The organism is Fibrobacter sp. UWB2 (genome assembly GCF_002210425.1).
GTDB classification, from domain to species: Bacteria; Fibrobacterota; Fibrobacteria; order Fibrobacterales; family Fibrobacteraceae; genus Fibrobacter; species Fibrobacter elongatus.
On the sequence record NZ_MWQK01000006.1, the window covers coordinates 75,425 to 96,024 of the forward strand.

12 protein-coding genes are annotated in these 20,600 nt (G+C 50.6%); 7 read left to right on the forward strand and 5 right to left on the reverse strand.

Annotated elements, in window-relative coordinates:
* Window positions 1-11: 11 nt before the first annotated feature.
* From sprA to B7982_RS12475, 3 genes are read left to right on the forward strand one after another with little or no spacing between them, the layout of a single operon-like run.
* The gene (gene sprA, locus B7982_RS12465; protein ID WP_088661173.1) at window positions 12-7,259 is read left to right on the forward strand and encodes a cell surface protein SprA; all 7,248 of its coding nucleotides are present in this window, start codon (window positions 12-14) and stop codon (window positions 7,257-7,259) included.
* Between the two features lie 13 nt (window positions 7,260-7,272).
* Window positions 7,273-8,340, forward strand: a complete 1,068-nt coding sequence (gene mnmA / locus B7982_RS12470) for a tRNA 2-thiouridine(34) synthase MnmA (RefSeq protein ID WP_088661031.1) — start codon at window positions 7,273-7,275, stop codon at window positions 8,338-8,340.
* A 41-nt stretch (window positions 8,341-8,381) separates the two neighbouring features.
* Window positions 8,382-8,840, forward strand: coding sequence for a hypothetical protein (locus B7982_RS12475; RefSeq protein ID WP_233138541.1), 459 nt, complete (start codon window positions 8,382-8,384; stop codon window positions 8,838-8,840).
* Here the strand turns inward: B7982_RS12475 and B7982_RS12480 are convergent, their stop codons facing one another.
* The 4 genes from B7982_RS12480 to B7982_RS14945 all read right to left on the reverse strand — a co-directional run bounded on the left by B7982_RS12480 (window position 8,841) and on the right by B7982_RS14945 (window position 12,098).
* Entirely contained in the window at window positions 8,841-9,611 is a 771-nt protein-coding gene (locus B7982_RS12480) for a tetratricopeptide repeat protein (protein ID WP_088661033.1), read from the reverse strand.
* A gap of 13 nt (window positions 9,612-9,624) precedes the next feature.
* Window positions 9,625-11,448: a BatD family protein gene (locus B7982_RS12485; protein WP_088661034.1), complete on the reverse strand. Its 1,824-nt coding sequence runs from the start codon at window positions 11,446-11,448 to the stop codon at window positions 9,625-9,627.
* Between the two features lie 84 nt (window positions 11,449-11,532).
* Window positions 11,533-11,865, reverse strand: a complete 333-nt coding sequence (locus B7982_RS12490; protein ID WP_088661035.1) for a BrnA antitoxin family protein — start codon at window positions 11,863-11,865, stop codon at window positions 11,533-11,535.
* Window positions 11,844-12,098: a hypothetical protein gene (locus B7982_RS14945; protein ID WP_088661036.1), complete on the reverse strand. Its 255-nt coding sequence runs from the start codon at window positions 12,096-12,098 to the stop codon at window positions 11,844-11,846. The genes B7982_RS12490 and B7982_RS14945 overlap by 22 nt, the downstream gene beginning before the upstream one ends.
* A 658-nt stretch (window positions 12,099-12,756) precedes the next feature.
* Here B7982_RS14945 and B7982_RS12500 point away from each other — a divergent pair.
* From B7982_RS12500 to B7982_RS12515, 4 genes are all read left to right on the forward strand, one after another.
* Window positions 12,757-14,730, forward strand: coding sequence for a 4-alpha-glucanotransferase (locus B7982_RS12500; protein WP_088661037.1), 1,974 nt, complete (start codon window positions 12,757-12,759; stop codon window positions 14,728-14,730).
* Complete coding sequence (locus B7982_RS12505) at window positions 14,690-15,988, forward strand: glycoside hydrolase family 13 protein (protein WP_233138542.1); 1,299 nt, start codon at window positions 14,690-14,692, stop codon at window positions 15,986-15,988. Before B7982_RS12500 ends, B7982_RS12505 begins: the two co-directional genes overlap by 41 nt.
* 54 nt (window positions 15,989-16,042) lie before the next feature.
* Window positions 16,043-18,673, forward strand: a complete 2,631-nt coding sequence (secD, locus tag B7982_RS12510) for a protein translocase subunit SecD (RefSeq protein WP_088661039.1) — start codon at window positions 16,043-16,045, stop codon at window positions 18,671-18,673.
* A gap of 178 nt (window positions 18,674-18,851) precedes the next feature.
* Window positions 18,852-19,805 carry a magnesium transporter CorA family protein gene (locus tag B7982_RS12515; RefSeq protein WP_233138543.1) on the forward strand — a complete coding sequence of 318 codons (954 nt, stop codon included), beginning with the start codon at window positions 18,852-18,854 and terminating at the stop codon, window positions 19,803-19,805.
* A gap of 92 nt (window positions 19,806-19,897) precedes the next feature.
* On the opposite strand, the gene B7982_RS12520 is transcribed toward B7982_RS12515, so the two are convergent.
* The gene (locus B7982_RS12520) at window positions 19,898-20,584 is read right to left on the reverse strand and encodes a hypothetical protein (protein WP_088661040.1); all 687 of its coding nucleotides are present in this window, start codon (window positions 20,582-20,584) and stop codon (window positions 19,898-19,900) included.
* Window positions 20,585-20,600 lie beyond the last annotated feature (16 nt).

Sequence of the window (20,600 nt, forward strand, 5' to 3'; positions counted from 1 at the left end):
TTTGTACACCGTTGCGTTTTAGAAAGTTTTTAAAATCTGCCCTCTGGGGTTTTGCTGCAAGCAGCATTGTGGCTGTGGGTTCCGTCTGGTCTCAAGATGGAACGCTTAGCTCGTATGAATCTCTTTTTGACGATGAACTTTTCCAGGATGTGCCCGCTCCAAAGTCGACTGCCTCTGTAGCGTCGTCTTCGAGTGCAACACCAGCTTCAAGTGCCGCGCCGTCCAAGCAGGAGTCTCAACCGTCTGTGGCGGTTTCGTCTGCTGCGGTCCCATCATCTAGCGCTATGGCGCCGAAATCGTCGGCCGTTGCCTCAAGTGCATCAAAGCCTGCGTCGAGTGCGGTTGCTCCGGCATCCTCCTCTGCTGTCCCGGTTTCTTCTGCAACCGCTTCGAGTGCTGTTTCTAGCGCTACGGCCCCGGCTTCGTCTGCCGTAAGGCCTGCATCGAGTGCAGTAATCTCGTCGTCGAGCTCTGCTCGTTCTTCGTCATCGCGCGTTGTTGCCGCTGCTGAACCTACAGCGGAAAACGTTTCGGACGAATGGAACCCGGCAATCAAGTATATCCCGGTACCTAAGTCGACATCTCCGCTCGACGGCTTGCTGCCGTTTGGTGGTGTGGGGGCTCGCCCGGGACTCATGAATACTTCGAAGGGCCAGATTTTTTCACATGATATCGATGTTGCGACCCGTGAAATTGACGTGACCGAGAAGCGTGTGAACTCTGTTTCCCGCACGGATACAACGGTACTTTGGACATCGCATTATCCTGAACTGGCAGATTACGTTTCGGACATGTACGATGTGGGCCGTAAGCGCTTGTGGCTTAACGGGCTTGTGGGCCAGAGCGATGGTGGTTACGAAGCGCCTGAGACCGGCTCCGTATTCGATATTACGATTCCGGTGAACATGCCTGCGTGGATGAAGGACTTTGGTTTCAACAAGCCGAAGCTCATGCTCAAAGGTTCGATGGACGTGCGCTTCAAGGGCTATGGCGAAAAGGACGATGCCGAGGGTAGCACCAAGACGAGCCTCTGGCCGTCTCCGTCCTTGGACTACAACCCGAGCTTCATGGTCGAAGGTAAGATTGGTCCGTACATTACTGTCGAAATTAAGAATGTGGATGAAGGTCTCGGTTCGCAGAACGAAGTTCGCGTCGTTTACGAGGAATCGTTCAAGGGCGAATTCGAAGACTACATCTTGCAACGCGTCGAAGCAGGTACGACAAATTTGTCTTTGGCCGGTACTGAATTTACGGGTTATTCAGAAAATCACCAGGGACTTTTCGGTATCAAGGCGGAATGGAAGCTTGGCGACTGGAGACTTACGACGATTGCCTCTCAGGATGGCGGCCAGCAAGAGGAATATTCCCTTAAGGCAAGCGAATCGACAACGGAATTCCAGGTGACAGACAAGCAGTTTGTTGCTTACCGCTATTACTTCTTGAACCACGATGCTAGGAACGCTTATGTCGAAGAGGCTATCAAGGGCCGTTCGACTTCGAACTACAAGGTTGCTGATCTTAAGCTCTATAAGCGCAGCGCCTTGAATACGTCTGATGACGTTATCAAGGATGTCACTGTAGTCTATACGACTCAGCAGGGAAAGGAAATCAGGAAGGTCGTGAACCGCATGGTGGAAATCCCGCGTTCCGATTATAAGTATGATTCCAAGACGGGTATCTTAAAGATTAATGGCGTCAACCGTAATACGCTTATTGCGGCAAACTACAGTAATGACAAGCGAAAAGGGACGGACTTGCGCAATGGTGGCGAAGCCGTCCTTATCCAGTGGGACGCTACATTGAGTGAACTTACCGACATCGACAAGTTGATGTTGCGTAATGTCTATTCTATCGGTATTTCGGATGCGAGTGCGAACAACTTTGTGCTTCGCATGAAAAACAAGGCCGGTGTTGCCGGGAATTATCTGAAAATGCTTGGCCTTGCGGATGAATCGAACGGAACTCCGCTGGTCAATGACGCTACGATATTCAAGAAGGATTCCTTGGGTAGCTACACGGGCGAAATGTGGTTGCCCTGTAAGCCGTTTACCGATTCTATTTATAGCGGGCGTTCAAACGCACTGGAATTGGCGAAGCAGAACTGCTTGGAACCGTTGCGCAACTTGGATTCTAGCGCCACGATGCAACAGCTCTATAACTTGCCGGTTTACAACCTGAGCCGTTACACAAGCCAGTTCTATTTTGAATCTGTCGGTAAGCGCCGTAATTCCATGATTAGCGTGCGTGACCCGAATTCGAGCTACTCCGTCAATAGCGGTAGCTGTATGGATATTTCTCCGGGGTCCGAAAAGGTGACTGCCGGTTCTACAACGCTTATCCGTGGTACGGACTACGAAGTCAACTATGAACTTGGACAGATCGAACTTTTGAGTGAACGCGCTCTTGACCCGAACAAGGAAATCAAGGTCAAGTTTGAATGCGAACCCATGTTCGAAATTGATAACAAATTGCTTTTGGGCGCTCGCGCTGAACTGCCTCTTGACTTGTACGGCTTTGGTGCAGGTTCTGTCTTCGGTGTGACCGCCCTTTACAAGAGCCAGAGCACGACGGCCGAAGTCCCGACTCTTGGAAACGAACCGTATTCTAGCTTCCTGTGGGGCTTTAACCTCCGCTTGCAGGATTCTGTACAGGCCCTCACGGACTTGGTGAATGCCATCCCGGGTATCCAGACTACGGCATCCTCGAATTGGCGAGTCGAAGCTGAATTTGCCGGTAGCCGTCATAACGCCAACACGAGCAGCACTCAGACCGCTCTTGTCGAAGACTTTGAATCGACCTCGACAGGCCTTGTCTATCCGCTGTCCAGGCTTTCTTGGTATCAGGCTTCTCCTCCGGGCGGTATCGATTCGCTCCCGTTCAGATCGACCTATAATGAGAATTTGGACTATCGCCATCAGGGTGAATTTATTTGGCATAGCAACAACACGGAACTCTACAAGTACATTTACGATAACGTAGGCAATTCCGATGTCGATAACCAGCACTTGACTGTGCTCAAGATGACGCTCCGTCCGAACGATAACCTCTCCGGTAATTCTTGGGGTGGTATCATGCGTGCGAACAGCTCCTACTATCAGGACTTGAGCGAAATGAAGTACCTTGAGATTGTCGCTCGCGGTAATTCTGGTTCAATCTTTATCGACTTGGGTCTTGTCAGTGAAGATATTTCGATTAATGGCCATAAGCCGAATGGTATATACAATGGTGAAAACCAACTTGGCATGACGACGGCTCGGCATGACCGCGGCCTTGACGAAGTGACCGGCACAGAAGAAACCCGTGTGGTGTGGAACTGCCGTTATGCGGAGTGCAGGGCAGATACGTTGAGATTTGGAACGGTGGATCCGTCGACTAGGGATATTGCAGGCGATGACTTCAAGGATCTCGATGAAGAAAGCGACCCGCCCAGGGCCATCAACGGTACTGAAAACAACTTGGGTGAACGTGCCTACGATACCGAAGATATCAATAAGAACGGCGCCTTTGATACGGATATCAGCTTTGTCCGTTACCGCATCGACCTTTCGAGCACGGATAAGGCAGAATTTGAAGAATTGAAGAATGGCTGGCGCAGATGGCGAATCCCGCTGAACCAGTACGATACGATTGTTTCTTCGACGGGTAGCAGCTATAAGGAAATCCTTGCGGAATCCCAATATACCCGTATGTGGCTTGGCCGCCTTGGTCCGGGTGTTTCCGAAGCGAAGGTCCAAGTGGTAAGTCTTGGCGTTTTGGGAAATGCCTGGGAAGAAACGACGGTTGCAAGCCTTTATCGCACATCGACTAATGAAAATTCGCAGATTGTCGAAGTGAACGGTGTTGAAAGCCGCGTCACGGAATCGGTCTCGATGATGGATACGACCTACATCAAGGTCTCTACCATCAATAACCGCGAAAATGCAAAACAGTATTACAAGTCGCCCAATACGGTCACGGAACGCGATGCCGATTCGAATGCTCCGCTCAAGGAAACGGCCCTCGTTTTGGAATACCATGACATGAGCCCAGGGCAGGAAGTGGGCGTGACTCGACTGTTTGAAACGGATACCAAGAACTTCTCGGCGTACAAGTCGCTGAAGATGGAAATTCATTACGAAAATGGTGGAGAATCGAAGACCGATAAGCCGCCTGTCCGTTTTGCCTTGCAGTTCGGTGAAGGTTCTATTGACGGTTCCCGCGATTATTACGAATGGAGCTTCCGCCCGAAGGACTTGGACATGTCGGTCTGCACTCCTGACCGCGTGCAGGATTGCCATGAACAGAACTGGATTGACAACGCCTTCGCGATGGACCTCTCTGATTTCTCGGACCTCAAGCGCGGTCGCCATCCGCCGTATTTGGAACCTGTCGTAAAGAACCTTGGTGGTGAACGTGAAGAAAGGATTCGCTTGGTCGGTAATCCTTCGATTACGAAGGTGGACTGGATCCGCTTTGTGATTATTGCAGATTCCTCGGCTTCGCGTAATGACCTCAAGGGTACATTCTGGGTAAACGACCTTCGCCTTTCTGACATGGAAACGGAATGGGGCTATGCGGCACGTGTGAATGGCCAGGTAAACTTCGCAGACTTCATCTCGCTTTCTGGTGCCGTGCGTTACCAGGACGGCGATTTTGCAACGCTCTCCAATTCGGGCCGCTCTCCGAAACCGGACCTTGCAACGGCAGCCTCCCAGCTCGATGTGTCGGCGGACATTTCTGTGGCGCTCAACAAGTTCTTGAACGATTCGCTTGGATACCACATTCCGATGGCGTTTAGCTATCACAGCACGACAAAGCGCCCGTACATGAAGCCGACGGATGACATGAGGCTTAAGAAGAGTAGCTTTGTGGATTTGACGGGCGATATGTTCCAGGGCGACCTTGCCGTTGAATCGGATGACGAAGAAAACCGCTTGAGGGACAATGCCGAATCTAAGGGCTATGAATCCTACGTGCAGGACTTGGGCTTCAGCGTCAGCTACCACAAGGACTACAAGGCTAGCGAAACCAAGCTCGGTGAATTCCTGTCGCAGACATTCCTCGAACGTCCGGCACTCAGCTATTCTTACCACCAGTCCGAAGGCCGTGCAACGACATCGGCAGACTCTACATATTCTTACCACACCTTGTTTGAATACAAGTTGGGTACGTTTAGCATGTTCAAGTTTAAGCCGTTCGAAGGCCTTGCCAAGTATTCTTGGCTCAAGGAACTTTCGAAGACGGAATTTGAACCTTGGCCGCAGACATTTGACTTGACTTTGTTTGACTTTAGCTACGTGCGCTATGTGAACCAGACTCGCGATCCGGACTTTGTGGAACCGCAAGTCGATAAGGTCGTGACCTATACCGCAGAACTCAACCATAAGTTGAATATGCGCTGGAACATCTTCTCGTTCCTTTCGACGAACTACTCCATCAACATCAGACGTGATATGTTTGGTGGTGGCGACCGTGAAGCATTTACGAAGGAAAACTTCTTTAGCTTTGATGAAGGTGGCCTCTTTGCTAGTGGCTATATCTTTGACCATGACCATTCCGACAGAAAGATTTATGTGTCTCGCGACAGTCTTGTGATTATCCCGGTGGATACGATTGCAAAGACGGATGCGAGCGGCAAGCAGTTGCCGATTGACATGCAAAATCCGGATTCCTACGAAATCCGCTACGATACGACGGCGTTCTACAAGGTCGATAGCGTTGGACATCGCCAGTATGGCCGTGCCTATGGTATTCTCCGTAACGAACGTTCCAGAAACCAGCAGTTCAGGATAAACTTCAATCCCAAGCTGATTCCGTTCATCCCGTTCAATATGCAGTTCTCCTCTGACTTTAATCAGCAGAAGAGCATTCCGGATGATTTCAGTTTCGATGATCCGTCTAGTGTCGAAAAGAACTACTGGACGATTTCGCAGACGAACCGTTTTGAATTTACTCCGACCCTCAAGGTTATTGAATTGGCGAACTTGTTCGGGAAGGACAACGCCGTGTCTGGATTCTTTAACAAGATCAAGTGGCGTGAAGTCAAGTTCAACTGGAATGCAAGTACGAACACCATTGGTGAAAACTTTACGCTTGCCCAGCTGTACGAAGAACAGGGTGTGACACCGTTCCAGTATTACCTCTATGGCCTAGGTCTTGGCGATGGCCATGGCGGCCGTGGCCTCTGGAATATCATGACGGGTAACATGGGCATGACTAGCCGCGACGACTTTACGGGATTTGCCCAGTACAGGAACAAGAATGTGGATACGCTTGTCTATCAGGGCAGCTTCCGCAACTCCGTTTCCCGTTCGTTGCAGATTTCTACAGGATTTACCTTGCCGTTCTGGGATATTTCCTTGTCGACGGATTTCCAGTGGAAGGAAGATTTCTCGCAGTCTCGTGAGTACCCGCTGTTCATTGATACGACTACGACATTCCCGAAGTTTGGCATTGGCATTGCTATCCCGAATATCGCGCAGAAGGTTTCGTTCCTGAACAGCTTCCGCAGTGTAAGCTTGAACAGCCGCTTTGACTATAACCGCACAATGACGAGCCGTCCGTTCCAGAGTGCCGAAGATTCCTGGGCTCGAGTCTGGAACTTTAATCCGCTCATTCGTGTGACGTTCCTCTTGCAGAACAACATGCGCATCGAAAATAGCGTGCGTATGAAGATTGAATCGACGAACCGCCGCCCGAAGGAAGAAGTAATTTCGAATCCCTGCTGGCCGGACGAGACCGAAGAAATTTGTACGGATACCACAAGTTACTTCCTTGAAACACCGTGGATCCCGACTTGGCTTTATAATGACTTTGCCATTAATGTTGGCGATGACTTCTCGATTTCGTACCCGCTCAAGCTCGACAAGGGATTCCAGCTTTGGAAGTGGTTCTTTAAGCTCAAAAACAATATTGACTTGAAGCTTACTGCCGGTTACGATTACAGGAAGACAATCCGTAAGGAATATAAGCCGGTGGAAGGCTATGACATGATGAATGAGGACTCCGGTACGGATGGCGTTTTTGTGAGGTATGAGTACGATTCCGGTGTGAAGCCTTTTGTGGCTTACAAGCCGAAGCTCGAACTGAACTACCGCACGGTTCCGTCGAGAACGCATGAATGGTTCATCCGCCCGAGTGCATCTTACACGTTCAACAAGATGGCCTCTCTGAGTTCGTACATCGAATACAGGCAGATCTACGAAAAGCTGGATGACGAAACGGCTCACATGCGCCAGATTCTCCAGTTCGAACTTGCTTTGATGTTGCGTTTTGACTAGGAGCGCTTGCGGCATGTCTAAAACTAGAGTCGCAGTCGGCATGAGCGGTGGCGTGGATTCGTCCGTGGCCGCTCTTCTTTTGCAACAGCAGGGTTACGAAGTCGTGGGCGTGACGCTCCGCGTTTTGCCTGATGTCGATAGCGCCTTTGATGCTGAAAACGACCCGAGCGTAGTCCGTGCGAAAATGATTGCCGAAAAGCTAGGCATCGAACATCATGTGGCGAATTGCTCCGACGCTTTTACAGGTGAAGTTTTAAAGCGCTGCCATGCGGACTTTTCGCATGCTCGTACGCCGAATCCTTGCTGCTACTGCAATCGCTTTATCAAGTTCGGCTGGATGATGGATTATGCCAAATCGCTCGGCGCCGAATTTTTGGCGACAGGACATTACGTGCGCATCGAAGAAGTGAATGGCGTGCGTAGGCTTTTGCGTGGGCGAGACCCCGGCAAGGACCAGAGTTACTTTTTGTTCTGGGTTCCCGATGAACGCCGCAATCATGTGCTCACGCCGCTTGGAACGTACGTGAAAAGTGAAGTGCGCGAAATCGCCGAGCAGAACGGCTTTGTGAACGCCAAGACGGGAGACAGCCAGGACATTTGCTTTGACATTTACGGTTCGCAATACACGGAGTTTTTGAAGGAACGCTTTGGCGAGATGACGCGCCCGGGCCGCTTCGTGGATGAGAAGGGCAAGGTTTGGAATACGCACGATGGGTTTCATAAGTACACGGTCGGTCAGCGCAAAGGCCTGGGCGTGGCCATTGGCGTGCCTGCGTTCGTGAAGCATGTGGACCCGGAAACGGGCGATATCTTGGTGACGGGCGACAAGTCATCGGTCTGCTTTGATCGCGTGGAAATGGTGAACTGCGAATGGCACGGCGGTGCGCGGGAGGTCGGGACGACGTTCCGCGCCGAAGGCATGGTGCGTTACCGCCAGCGGGCGGTGGGCTGCGAAATTACCATCGTCGATACGAACAAGGCGGTCGCCGTTTTTGACGAACCGCTCTTTGCCGTGACTCCGGGGCAATGTGCCGTCTTTTATGATGGCGATATGGTTCTCGGCGGCGGCCAAATTGTTTAATCTTTTTTAGACGCGATATGTTTCGATATGTTATTTTAATATTGGCAACGGCTTTACTTTTTGTCGGGTGTGCATCCAGTTACGAAATGTGGGTCTCCGTATCCGATGGCAAAGGAGATTATTCCATTTATTGCGATGGAAAACAGGTTTGTCCGACAAGCGATTATTGCCGATTTAAATCTTCAACAAGTGAAGATGCGATTTATCTGGAAGCCCGCAAAGATGAAATTGTTTACGGCAACTTGTGGGTAAATCGCGGCGAATCCTCGTATCATTTTAGCGCAGGCTTGTTGCGCTATTGGCCGTTCTTTTCAGATGGTAGAGGTCACGGTAGCGTTGCAGTGACTATGTTGTTTTTGGATATGATTGCGCTTCCTGTAGCTGTCGTTACAGCTGTTGTTCCAACGAGGGAATCTGGAAAATTCCCTACAGAAGTCACCATTCCTATTACGCGAGTGGATTCTGCATGGGTTAGCCCCTGGGACAAACCCTTCAAGTAATTACTTCACAATCCCGACTTCGCTGAGCTTTACGAATCCGCGGATTTTTTCGCCGAGGCGGATTTCTGCAAAGTTGCCTTGTTCGCCGATGACTTCGAAGCTTGTGCCTTCGGAGAGCGTGTTAAGTGTTTGTGACTTGTCGCTTGGGGCGCTTGTCACGTCGGCGCTTGAGGCGGTCACGACGCCCGTGATGTCTGTTTCGAGCGTGTACATCTTGTAGAGAGCGCTTGCGCCAATCGTGCAGAGAATAACACTCATACCGAATACAACGCCTGTGCAGATGTTCTTGCCGCGGCTGCCGTTCACGAAACGGCGGGCGAGAATCACGAGTGCGATTGCCCAAAAGAGAACGAGCGAAATGTTCATCTGGCTCTTGAGCGAAAGCGCGTGGTGCAAATCCATGAGTCCTTCGAGAATCGGGTTCTCTTCTTCGTCGCCTTCCTTGTCGCGAGTTTTTGTCTGTGCGAAATTCAGGTTGTGCTGGATGTCGTCATCGCTTGGGTGCAAACGGAGTGCTGACTTGTAGTAGAAAATCGCAAAGCCGAGTTTCCCGCTGCGGTAGTAGGCGTTGCCCAGATTGTAATAGAGGTCCGCATTGACGATGCCTTCGTCAACGCAGGTGCGCCATTCGTCAATCGCGCGCTCAAAATCGTTTTCGTTATATGCCTTGGTTCCGGCTTCGAGGCCGTTGCATTTGTCGGCGGCGCTTGCTGCGGAGGTGAGGAGAAGCGCTGCGGCGATCGTCAAAATAATCTGCTTAAAGTTCTTCATGTTTTTACCGACGCTACTTGAGTTTTTCGAGGCTTTCGCAGAGCTTTTCGACATCTGCGAGCATTTGGGACTGTTCTTCGGTCGATGCAGTGACCGGAGCAAAACGCACAAACGAGCATTTTTCAAGCCAGCTGTTGATGGCTTCAATCGTTTCTTCCTTGACGCCGCGCTTTGAAAGTTCTTGCTTCATTTGCGGGCGGGTCATGCCCTTGAATTCGACGTTCGTCAAATTGCTGAGGTAATCGATGAGGCCGTTTTCAAGTGCTGCGAAGAATGCCTTGCCGTCGCCGTTCTTGAGGGCGGTGCGGGCGTTCGCGAACTTTTCCTTGAGAAGCTTGTTGGCCTTGCCCTTGCGGACGAGTGCCGTGTTGCTGTTGCGTTTGCGGTTTCTCGTGATGGCAAAGTTTGCAATCAGGTAGAACGGAATCGCTGCTGCAAACAGAACCCAGAAGAGCACGCTCCTGTGCGGGGCGCTAGATTCGGACTTGTCTGTAATCGGGTGGATAAAGCGGATGTCGCTGCCGAGGAATTCAATTTCCTGCTTTTGAACGACAGGAGCCGAGGTGCCTGTGCCTGCGGAAATCGGAGCTTGGTAAACGGGTTCTGCGGGGGCATCGCTCTTTTCAACTTCGATAGTCCACGGGCCTGCCGAAGCTGCTTCGTACTTCTTTTTAGCCGGGTTGAACCAGGAATATGTAATGGCGGGGATTTCGAAAGTCCCCTTTTTCTTCGGGTAGAGGAAAACCTTGATATCCTTTGAGGTAATGACCTTGTTGCCCTTGACCTTCTTGTTGATGCTGTTTTCGGGCGGGACGGAGCGGAATTCGCTAAAGTCGGGGAGTTTCGGGTCCGTGATGGTTCCCGGAGTGCCGTCGCCCTTGATGCTGATGGCGAGTGTCAACGCTTCGCCGACCTTGAGGTTTGTGCGGTCGAAGTTGGCGCTAAAGCTGTAGTTACCGACCATTCCCGAGAAATCGGCAGGCTTGCCTTCGGTCGGGAGCGGGAGAACGGTAATGGAAAGCGGAGCGGTGGAGGTTTCCGTTTCGATGGATTCCTGCTTTACGCTACGGCTGGAGAATGACATGCCGCCCATTTGCTTCTTTTCTTCGACGATTTTGGGTTCACCGAGCTTGGTGTACTTGAACTTGAAAGACGGAATTTGGAGTGTTCCGCTCTTGGTCGGGCTGAGCCATGCGTATTTGGCGGATGCCTTCATTTCGCGACGGGCGCCTTCGACCGGCTTGAAATCCAGATTCGAGAGGTCGTTGCGGTGGACGATGAAATCGTTGCCGGTGCTCATGTCGGTAGCCTGGAGGCCGCCCTGGAAGTGCTCAAAAGTGTGGAGGCTGAGGGTGACGCTGAACTGTTCACCTTCGTAAATGGATTTTTTGCTCGGGGTAAGGCTTACGGCGAGAGCGTCGTCGTTATAGGAACGCTGCACGCTGACCGGGATTTTGCTGCTGATGGTGTTGGCTTCGCCGTTAATCATCCATGTGAGCGTTCCGAGGTCTTGTGTACCCGTCTTTTTTGGGGCTTTAATCTTGAAGGAATAGACGCGAGCCTTGTAGGCTCTTCCGCCCCCACCGAAAAACGAGTTGAAAATATCGTCCATGTCCGGGCGCATCACCTGATCGGCACTGTCGAGCCCGAGGAGCTTAAAGTTATTGCGTGTTTCGAGGCGGAGCGCGCCTCTGTTCTGCGGCAGTTCCTGAATCGGAACGATGAACTGCAAATTGAATGTCTGACCCGCTTCGATGCGGTCGCTATCGACTTGAAGAGATGGCTTTGCGTTTACAAATGCTGTTAAACCGAGACATAAAAGCAAAAATCGTTTCATAGCCCATAATTTACCAATTTTGGAACATATAGACAAATCAAATTGGTGAAAAAGCCCCCGCAAAAATGCAGGGGCAAGTAAAAATTAAGCCGGTTCTATGTCTAGCTTACCTTCTGTGTAGCGTTTCACGATCGAGTTCAAAAGCGTCTGGTAGGGAATCCCCACTCGTTCAGCTTTTGCCTTGAACGCTTCGAGAACGCCGGGGTCAAAGCTGGTTCCGACTTTTGACTTCCTGGACTTTGCTGCAGTCCTTTCTTTGGATGCCGCAATGGCCTTAGATAGTGCACCCGGGCCACTGAAAGATAGCCCGTTCTTTACGGCCCACTTGTGGTCTTCAAGTTCTTGCGCTTCTGTGCGGTTTTCGAAGTAAGCCGCCTTTTTTATTGCATCCCGTTCTATTTTGTCAATTTTAGCCATTGGTTTTTCCTCAGCTTGAAAGCGGTTGTTACTGTGTTTGTTATGTAAGAGTAAACGATCTTACAATATTTCCCGGAAATTTCAGCCAGTATTTCGATGCAGTCTTCATATTCTTTTGACTGGTAGGCCTTCACTACCGGGATTTTCTCGTCAAACAGGTCTCTTACTTCCTGTTCCGTTATCGAGCAAGAAGCCATGTGCTGTTTTGCGTGGTCGCTTATTCTTATGTTCATATCCTTAATATATGATAATGTCTAGATGATGTCAAGATATTTTATTTTTGTCGGTGAAAAATGACTATTGGTTGACTTGTCCCACTTCCGCGGGCGTAACAGTCCTAAAAACGGTTTCGAAAAATTTTCGCGAAATATATACTTTTCCCCCTTGAAACGTTAGTAAAAAAATGTTATCATTGGCGCCGTCAAAACAAGGAGTCAAAAACAATGTACTGCATTCTCGCCGCCCTCTTGATTAAGAGCTTTAAGAAATACGCAAAGCGCGCTTAATCCAAAAAGATTTTTCTCTCTCCAACTAACGAACGCGATGCCACGGTTTTTCCGTGGCTTTGCTTTTTTAGGGGCAAAATCGTTCAAGGTCGGCGCCGCATTTTGCTATGGACGAAATGTCCAAAAAAGTTGCCGAAATATATACTAAAATACCTTGACGTGTTAGTAAAACTTTGTTAATATTGGCGCCGTCAAAACAAGGAGTCAAAAACAATGTACTGCATTCTCGCCGCCCTCTTGATCAAGAGCTTTAAGAAGTACGCAAAGCGTGCCTAATTCTATAAAGAACGATTAAGAATAAGAATTGGTCTCGGGTTTCCGAGCCTTTTTTTATTTGCTAGCAATTTAAAAGTTTCTTTTACAAAATTAGAGTTATATTTGAAGCATGCGATATGGTGATTTAACTTCCTTTCAAACCGGCGTAGCCGTTCCCCTTTTCAGTCTTCACAGCAAGCACAGCATTGGCATTGGCGAATTCCTGGACTTGATTCCGTTCGCCCAGTGGGCCAAGTTCTGCGGATTCAATATCATTCAGCTTTTGCCTGTAAACGATACCGGCTCCGAGCCGAGTCCTTACAGTGCCCGCAGCGCTTTTGCCTTGAACCCGGTGTTCATTAATGTGCAGTCTGTTGAAGGAGCCTCTGTCCTCGAACATGAAATCGAAAAGGCCCGTGAACAGTTTGCTGAACTTGAACGTGTGGACTACTACCACATTACCACATGGAAGCGCGCCATCCTCCGCAAGATTTTTGATAATCAGTACGATGTCCTGAAAGCTTCGAAGAAGCTCCTTGCCTGGATTGACAAGAATTCCTGGGTCAAGTCCTATTGCGTCTATTGCACGCTCAAGGCCCAGAACAACGAAGCTAGCTGGAAGGACTGGAAAAAGTTCCAGAACCCCTCTGCTGCCGATGTCGACAAGCTTTGGATGAAGAACTACAGGGACGTGCTGTTCCAGGCTTGGATGCAGTACACTGCCGAAGGTCAGTTTACCGCCGCTGTGAACGAAGTCTCCAAACTCGGGCTCCGCCTGAAGGGCGACGTGCCTATCCTCATCAACGAAGACAGTGCCGACGTCTGGTTTGACCGCAAGTACTTCTCGCTTGCAGACCGCGCGGGTGCACCTCCTGACATGTTCAGCTACGGTGGCCAGAACTGGGGCTTCCCGACTTACCGCTGGGATGTGCTTGAAGCCGATGACTTTGGCTGGTGGCGTCGCCGTTTGGCTCAGGCCAGCAAGTTCTATCATGCTTACCGCATTGACCACGTGCTTGGATTCTTCCGCATCTGGGCGATTCCTGAATCTGAATCGACAGGTATCTTGGGACGCTTCCAACCGTCCATCCCGCTCACTTGGGACGTACTCCGCAATGCGGGCTTCTGCCGCGAATCGCTGGAATACCTGCGCCGTCCAAACTTCTCTATAGACCAGCTGCGTGAATTCCTCGGTGCCGAAACGGAAAGGCTCGTGCCGAAGTGCTTCACGAACTTGCCGGGAACGTTCGACCGCTTTATCATCAAGCCGGAACTTTTGTCCGAACGCGCCATCCTTGCTCTTGACGAACCGCAAGAAGTCAAGGATTCCATGCTCCGCGTTTACTGGAACCGCGTGTTTATCCCGACGGGTGACGAAAATACGTTCTACCCGTACTGGTACTGGTACAACCAGCCGGTGCTCTTTACACTCCCGCAGAACGAACAAGATAAATTGCACGATTTGATTGGCCAGAATGAACAGGCTCAGAACGCACTCTGGGAACAGAATGCCATGAAGCTTTTGTCTGTACTCGCCAACGAAACGGATATGCTCGTTTGCGCCGAAGACCTTGGTGCAGTGCCGCCGTGCGTGCCGACTGTGCTCAAAAAGCTCGACATCATGTCGCTACGCATTGAACGCTGGGCCCGCAACTGGAACGTTCCGTATTCTCCGTATTACAGCATGGAAGATTATCCGCGCCTCTCCGTTTGCACAACGAGTTGCCATGATACTTCGACGCTCCGCGGCTTGTGGGAAGAACCTGATTTTGACAAGGGCTTCTACTGGTCTCATGCGGGCCTGCCGGGCGTTGCTCCCGAAAAGCTTACGCCGCCTGTGGTGCACGACATCTTGTCGCATGTGTTTACTGCAAATAGTTTGTTCTGCATTCCGCCGATCCAGGACTACTTTGCGCTTTCGGCTTCGCTTTCTGAGTGCGACCCGAAGGAAGAGCGCGTCAACATTCCGGGAACGGTCGGTGGCAAGAACTGGACTTATCGCACGCCGTGCAGTGTCGAGGACTTGCTTGCCAATGCGGGCTTGATTTCGGAGATTAGCAAACTTGTCGAAGAACGTAAGTCCCGTGCCCTCTGGAAGATTTAGCGCTCCCGCTTGGGTCAAGGACGCTGTTTTCTATCAGATTTTTCCGGACCGCTTTTGCCGTAGTGCAAAGTACAAGGCGGTCGGAAAGTTTGTGGATTGGGATACGCTCCCGACCCGTGAAAACATGTTCGGCGGAAACCTCGCGGGCATTTGCGAAAAACTGGAATACATTGCGTCGCTTGGCGTGAATGCGATTTACCTTTGCCCGATTTTCAAGAGCAATTCGAATCACCGTTACCATACGGTTGATTATTTTGAAATTGACCCTGTTTTGGGGACTCTCAAGGATTTTGACACGCTTGTCAAGAAGGCGCACAAGCTTGGGCTTCGTGTGATTCTGGATGGCGTGTTCAACCACTGCTCGCGCGGTTTTTTCCAGTTCAACAGCTTGATGGAGCTCGGCAAGAATTCCCCGTACGTGGACTGGTTCCATGTGCACGGCTGGCCGCTCCATGCGTATTCGGGTAAGCCCAATTACGATTGCTGGTGGGGGTATCCTGCACTTCCGAAGTTCAATACCGATAATCCCGACGTTCGCGATTACCTTTTCTCGGTGGGTGAGTACTGGATGAAGCGTGGCATTGATGGCTGGCGCCTCGATGTTCCGAACGAGATTGACGACGATAGCTTCTGGCAGGAATTCCGTCGCCGCATCAAGGCGATTAACCCGGACGCCTATATTGTCGGTGAAATTTGGGACGAGCCTTCGCGCTGGCTGCAAGGCGACCAGTTTGATGGCGTGATGAATTACCAGTTCCGTAAGGCTGTGCTTGCGTACCTCTTTGACGAGAAGCCGATAGACGTGGCTGAATTTGCGAAGCGCTTGCAGGGCGCGTTCCCAGAAGGTCGTTTTGGTGTGCCGATGAACTTGCTCGGGAGCCATGATACGATTCGCTTGGCGTCACTTCCATGCTCAAATTTGCAGCGAGTGAAGCTTGCGCTTGCGCTGTTGTTCTTTTTGCCGGGCGCTCCCTGTATATATTATGGCGAAGAAATCGGCATGTTGGGTGGCAAGGACCCCGATAACCGCAGGGCGTTCCCGTGGGATAAATTCCCGGAAATGCAGAAGGCGCCTATCTATGACTATATAAAAAGCTTGATTGCGCTCCGCAATAAGGAACGCGTGCTGCGCGATGGCTCGCTTGAGATTGCTTATAGTGCGGGCCGCCTAGAAATTGTCCGTACCCTCGGCAAGAAGAAGATGACGCTTGCGATTTCGGCTGCAAAGCCGGATCCTGCGTTTGAAATAAATGACTAAATTGCTATCTTTGTCCCGCAACTAGTATGTTTAATGCCTTTTAAGGGATTACAAATGAATAAACATAAATTCGGCTTCCGAGAAATTATCATTCTCCTAGTCATCATTCTTTCAGCCATCTCTGTATGGCCGTCTATCCAGGTTCACTCCAAGAAGGGTGAAGCCAAGCAGGCTTTCCTTAAGGAAAATCCGAAACTGAGCTCTCGTTCTGTTAACTTCGGTTTGGATCTTGCTGGTGGTACTAGCATCACGCTCCAGATTGATCAGTCTGGCCTCAAGGAAGGTGAAGATATCAAGGATATCCAGGCCCAGTCCCTCGAAATCATTCGTAACCGTGTTGACCAGTACGGTCTTTCTGAACCGCAGATTTCTCTGGCTGGCGATGACCGCATTGTCGTTGAACTGGCTGGTGTGGATGATTCCACGGCTAAGGCTCTCGTGGGTTCCACGGCAAAGCTCGAATTCAAGATTCTCGCTGAATCTGAAAAGTTTACGCAGGTTGTTGGCCTCATCGACCAGTACTTGACCCGTCAGACGACGGATATCATTGCTGATTCCACGGTGAGCGATTCTGCTAAGGTTGATTCTGCCAAGAAGGCTCCGGAAGCTAAGGATCAGGCTTTGTCTGATGAAGAACTTCTTGCTGGTGGCGTTGCAAAGGCAGAAACCGCTGAAAAGAAGGATTCCGCTGTTGCTGAAGCCGCTCCGGCAGACGTGGTCGGACAGTCCCTTTCCTCCTTCTTCATCTCTTACGGCAATGGCGGTTTCATTGCTGAAGAAAGCGTCGAAAAGGTGAAGAAGCTCCTCGCTACAGAAGGTGTTCAGAAGCTCATCCCGCGCGATGTCGCTTTCGCTTTCGGTAGCGGTCTCGAAAAGCTCCGCCGCGATGCCAACATCAAGGCCAAGCGTCTTTACCTCCTCAAGCGCCGCGCAGAAATGGGCGGTGACGATATCACGGATGCTCGTCCGTACCGCGTCAGCGATGGTATGAGCGCCGGTGAAGTTGCCGTGAACCTCAAGTTCGGCGGCATCGGTCCTAAGAAGTTCTCTGCTGTTACTGCTGCTAACGTCGGCAAGCAGATGGCCATCGTTCTTGATAACCAGGTCATTAGCGCTCCGGTCATCCGTGACCGTATCCCGAACGGCGAAGCTCAGATCACGGGTCTCGACGACATTGCCGAAGCTAACCGCCTCGCTGTCGTTTTGAAGGCTGGCGCCCTCAAGGCTCCGATGCAGATCATCGAAAGCCGTAGCGTTGGTGCAACCCTCGGTGAAGAAAACATTGCTCAGGGCTTTGGTTCCGGTGCAATCGGCCTCTTGCTCTGCTTGGTGTTCATGGTTGCTTACTACCGTCTTGGTGGCTTTATCGCAAGTATCGGTGTGATGATCAACGCCGCTGTGACTGCCGCTGTGATGTCTGTGTTTAACGCCACGCTTACTCTCCCGGGTATTGCCGGCTTCATCCTCGTCGTCGGTATGTCTCTCGACGCGAACGTGATTATTTTCGAACGTATTCGTGAAGAACTCAAGAACGGCCTTACGGCTCGCGCCGCTGTCGCCAAGGGTTATGAACGTGCATTCAGCGCCATCTTGGACTCCAACTTGACGACGGTCTTGACGGGTCTTATTTTGTACAAGATTGGTACGGGTTCTGTCAAGGGTTTCGGTCTTACGCTTATGATCGGTATCCTCACTTCTCTCTTCTGCGCTATTACGGTTTCTCGTGCCGTCTTGGATTGGAGACTTGCAAAGCGCGATAGAACGACGCTCTCTATCGGTTCTGGCTTCAAGACTTTGAACAATGCTAACCTCCAGATTATGAAGAACCGTGGCAAGTTCAAGGTTCTCTCCTGGATTCTCATTATTGCAAGTGTCGCTTGCATTGCAGTGAAGGGCTTTGACTTCAGCATCGACTTCACGGGTGGCCAGGTCTACACGATCCAGTATCAGGATACTGAAAAGCACGAAACCGACTTGAACAAGGCTTTGAGCAAGGCTGGCATTGAAGGTGCTCGCGTCCGCTCTCTCGGCGGTACGTCTGCTAACTCTTACCAGGTCAGCGTTCGCGGCGATGACACGAGCTTCGAACTCGCTATGACCAAGGCTTTCGAAGCCGCCAACCAGAAGTGCGAAATTGTGGCTAAGGACTCTGTGGGTCCGACCATCGGTAAGGAACTCCGCTTCAATGCTATTTTGTCTGTGATTATCGCATGGCTCTGCATTGCCCTCTACGTTTGGTTCCGATTCGGTAAGCTTGGCCTTGGCTTCGGCGTTGCTGCTGTGCTTGGCCTTATTCACGATACCATCATCACGCTCGGCTTCATCTCTGCCTTCGGTCTTTCTTTCGATGGCGCCTTGATCGCTTCGCTCCTCACGATGATTGGTTACTCCGTCAACGATACCATCGTGAACTTCGACCGTATCCGTGAAAATACCGCTCTCTTCGGTGCTGCAAAGTACGAACAGACAATCAATAGCTCTTTGAACCAGTGCTTCAGCCGTACGGTGATTACCTCTCTCACGACTCTCTTCGTTTGCGTGGTTCTCGCTGTTATGGGTGGTTCTTCCATCCGCGACTTCGGTCTTGTCCAGTGCTTCGGTATCCTCATCGGTACTTACTCTTCTGTGTGCGTCTGCTCTCCGATCGTTCTCTGGTGGAGCAAGAAGTTCAAGAAGGGTGTGTAATTAGACGAGAGTATGCCGCTTAGGTTGGTGAGCCTGCCGAACCACGCGGCTACAGACGAAAGACTAGAGATTTGCCCCGGCTTAGCGCCGGGGCTTTTCTGTTGCTATTATCTGCTGTTTTTAATGGAATTTTTTCATCCTTGGTCTTTCGACTTTCGTCTAATTTTCTATATTGCCCATGTTCGATAAAGGGGGCGGTATGCTCAAGTATTACAAAATCGAATCCGGTCGTCTCTCAGTAGCTCCGAACGAAGAAGCTGCTGACATCGTTATGATGGGTTCTTTAAGCCAGGAACAGCGCAGCATCCTTGTTAAGGAATATGAGATAACGGAACATACGATTGCCTCCGCATTTGACTCGGACGAACTTTCCCGTATCGAATACGACGATGATTTTACGACCATCGTGTTCAAAAAGCCCAAGAATTATTCTGCCGAGGATAATTTCCAGTTCCGCGTGGAATCTTTTGGCATCTTCATTTTCAAGGACTGGGTCTTGCTCCTTACGGACAGCGACATCCCGGTGATGGATGAACGCAAGTTCTCGAAAATCGATAGCCTGAATACGTTTGTGCTCCGCGTGCTGAGCTTTGCTATTGCACACTTCAATGAACACTTGAAGATCATCAACCGCATCAATGACGACTTGGAACTTCGTCTCAATACTTCGATGGAAAACAAGTATTTGCTCTCGATGTTCAGCTTGAACAAGGGCTTGATTTACTACGTGAGCGCCTTGAACAGTAACGATACGCTGCTCCGCAAGCTCCAGCTTGGCCGCAGCCTCAACTGGACCGAAGCCGAACGCGAACTCTTGGAAGATATCCAGATTGAAAACGGGCAGAGCTTGCAACAGGCAAACATCTACGCGAACATTTTGACGTCCATGATGGATGCGCGCGCAAGCGTGATCAACAACAACGTGAACCAGTTGATGAAGAACCTCACTATCGTGACGATTTCTATCTCGCTCCCGACGTTCTTCGCAAGCTTGTTTGGCATGAACGTGAAACTCCCGTTTGGCATGAACGGCGATGCGACTGTCGGATCCCCGGTGGCGTTCTGGATTATCATCGCCATTTGCTTCCTCTCCGTGTTTGTCTTCTTGGCCGTCTGGATGCGCAAGAAGTAGTTTTGCGCTTTACGCAAGTCACTCGAATTACTAGTTACAAGAAAACGCGACCGTTGTGGCCGCGCTTTTCGTTTAAACGGGATGTTTGACGCTTACTTCAAAATCGGCGTTCTGGCGATGCTTCTCTTGACGAATGCCAAGACGCACTTTTCCCAGTCGGAGCGTGTCATGGCGTATGCGAATTTGCTGCGGATTTCTTCGTGACCGAAGGCGACGCGTTCGCCGGACTGATTGTAGATGGCGTAGTCTGCATAAATCCAGAGACCTTTTTCAACAATCGTTTCGCCTGCGAATGCCATGCTGTTTTGTCCCGGATTTACGTTTGCGCCAAATGCAGCACCTGAAGAATAATAGGCTTGATTGGCGTGAGCATCTTCTCTGCGGCTAAAGATAACATTAGAGATTGCCAAGTAGTACCCGTTGCCCTGTTCCATGGATGTGGGCTTCGGGGTCTTGAATTCTGTGGAGTCAACGTGATCCGTTTCGATAATCATGCCTTCGGCATCGACCTTTTTATAGTCCAATGCGATAGCTCCCTTGATGTAGGTCTCGTAGTCCTTCTTGAGTTCGAGCTTGAACCATTCACCAAAGTTGTTTGCGTATTCTTCGATGTCGTCCTTGAGGTCGTCTTCGTTTTCAACGAGAGGTTCCGTGAACACGATTGTCAGCTTGGAAGGCTTCTCGGTCCATGTCTGTGCAACAGAGAAGGTTGGGGCTTTCTTGGCGCAACCTGCAAAAATCAATGCAATTGCGGCGAGTAAAATCAGTTTGAGTTTCATTCCATTTTCTCCTTTT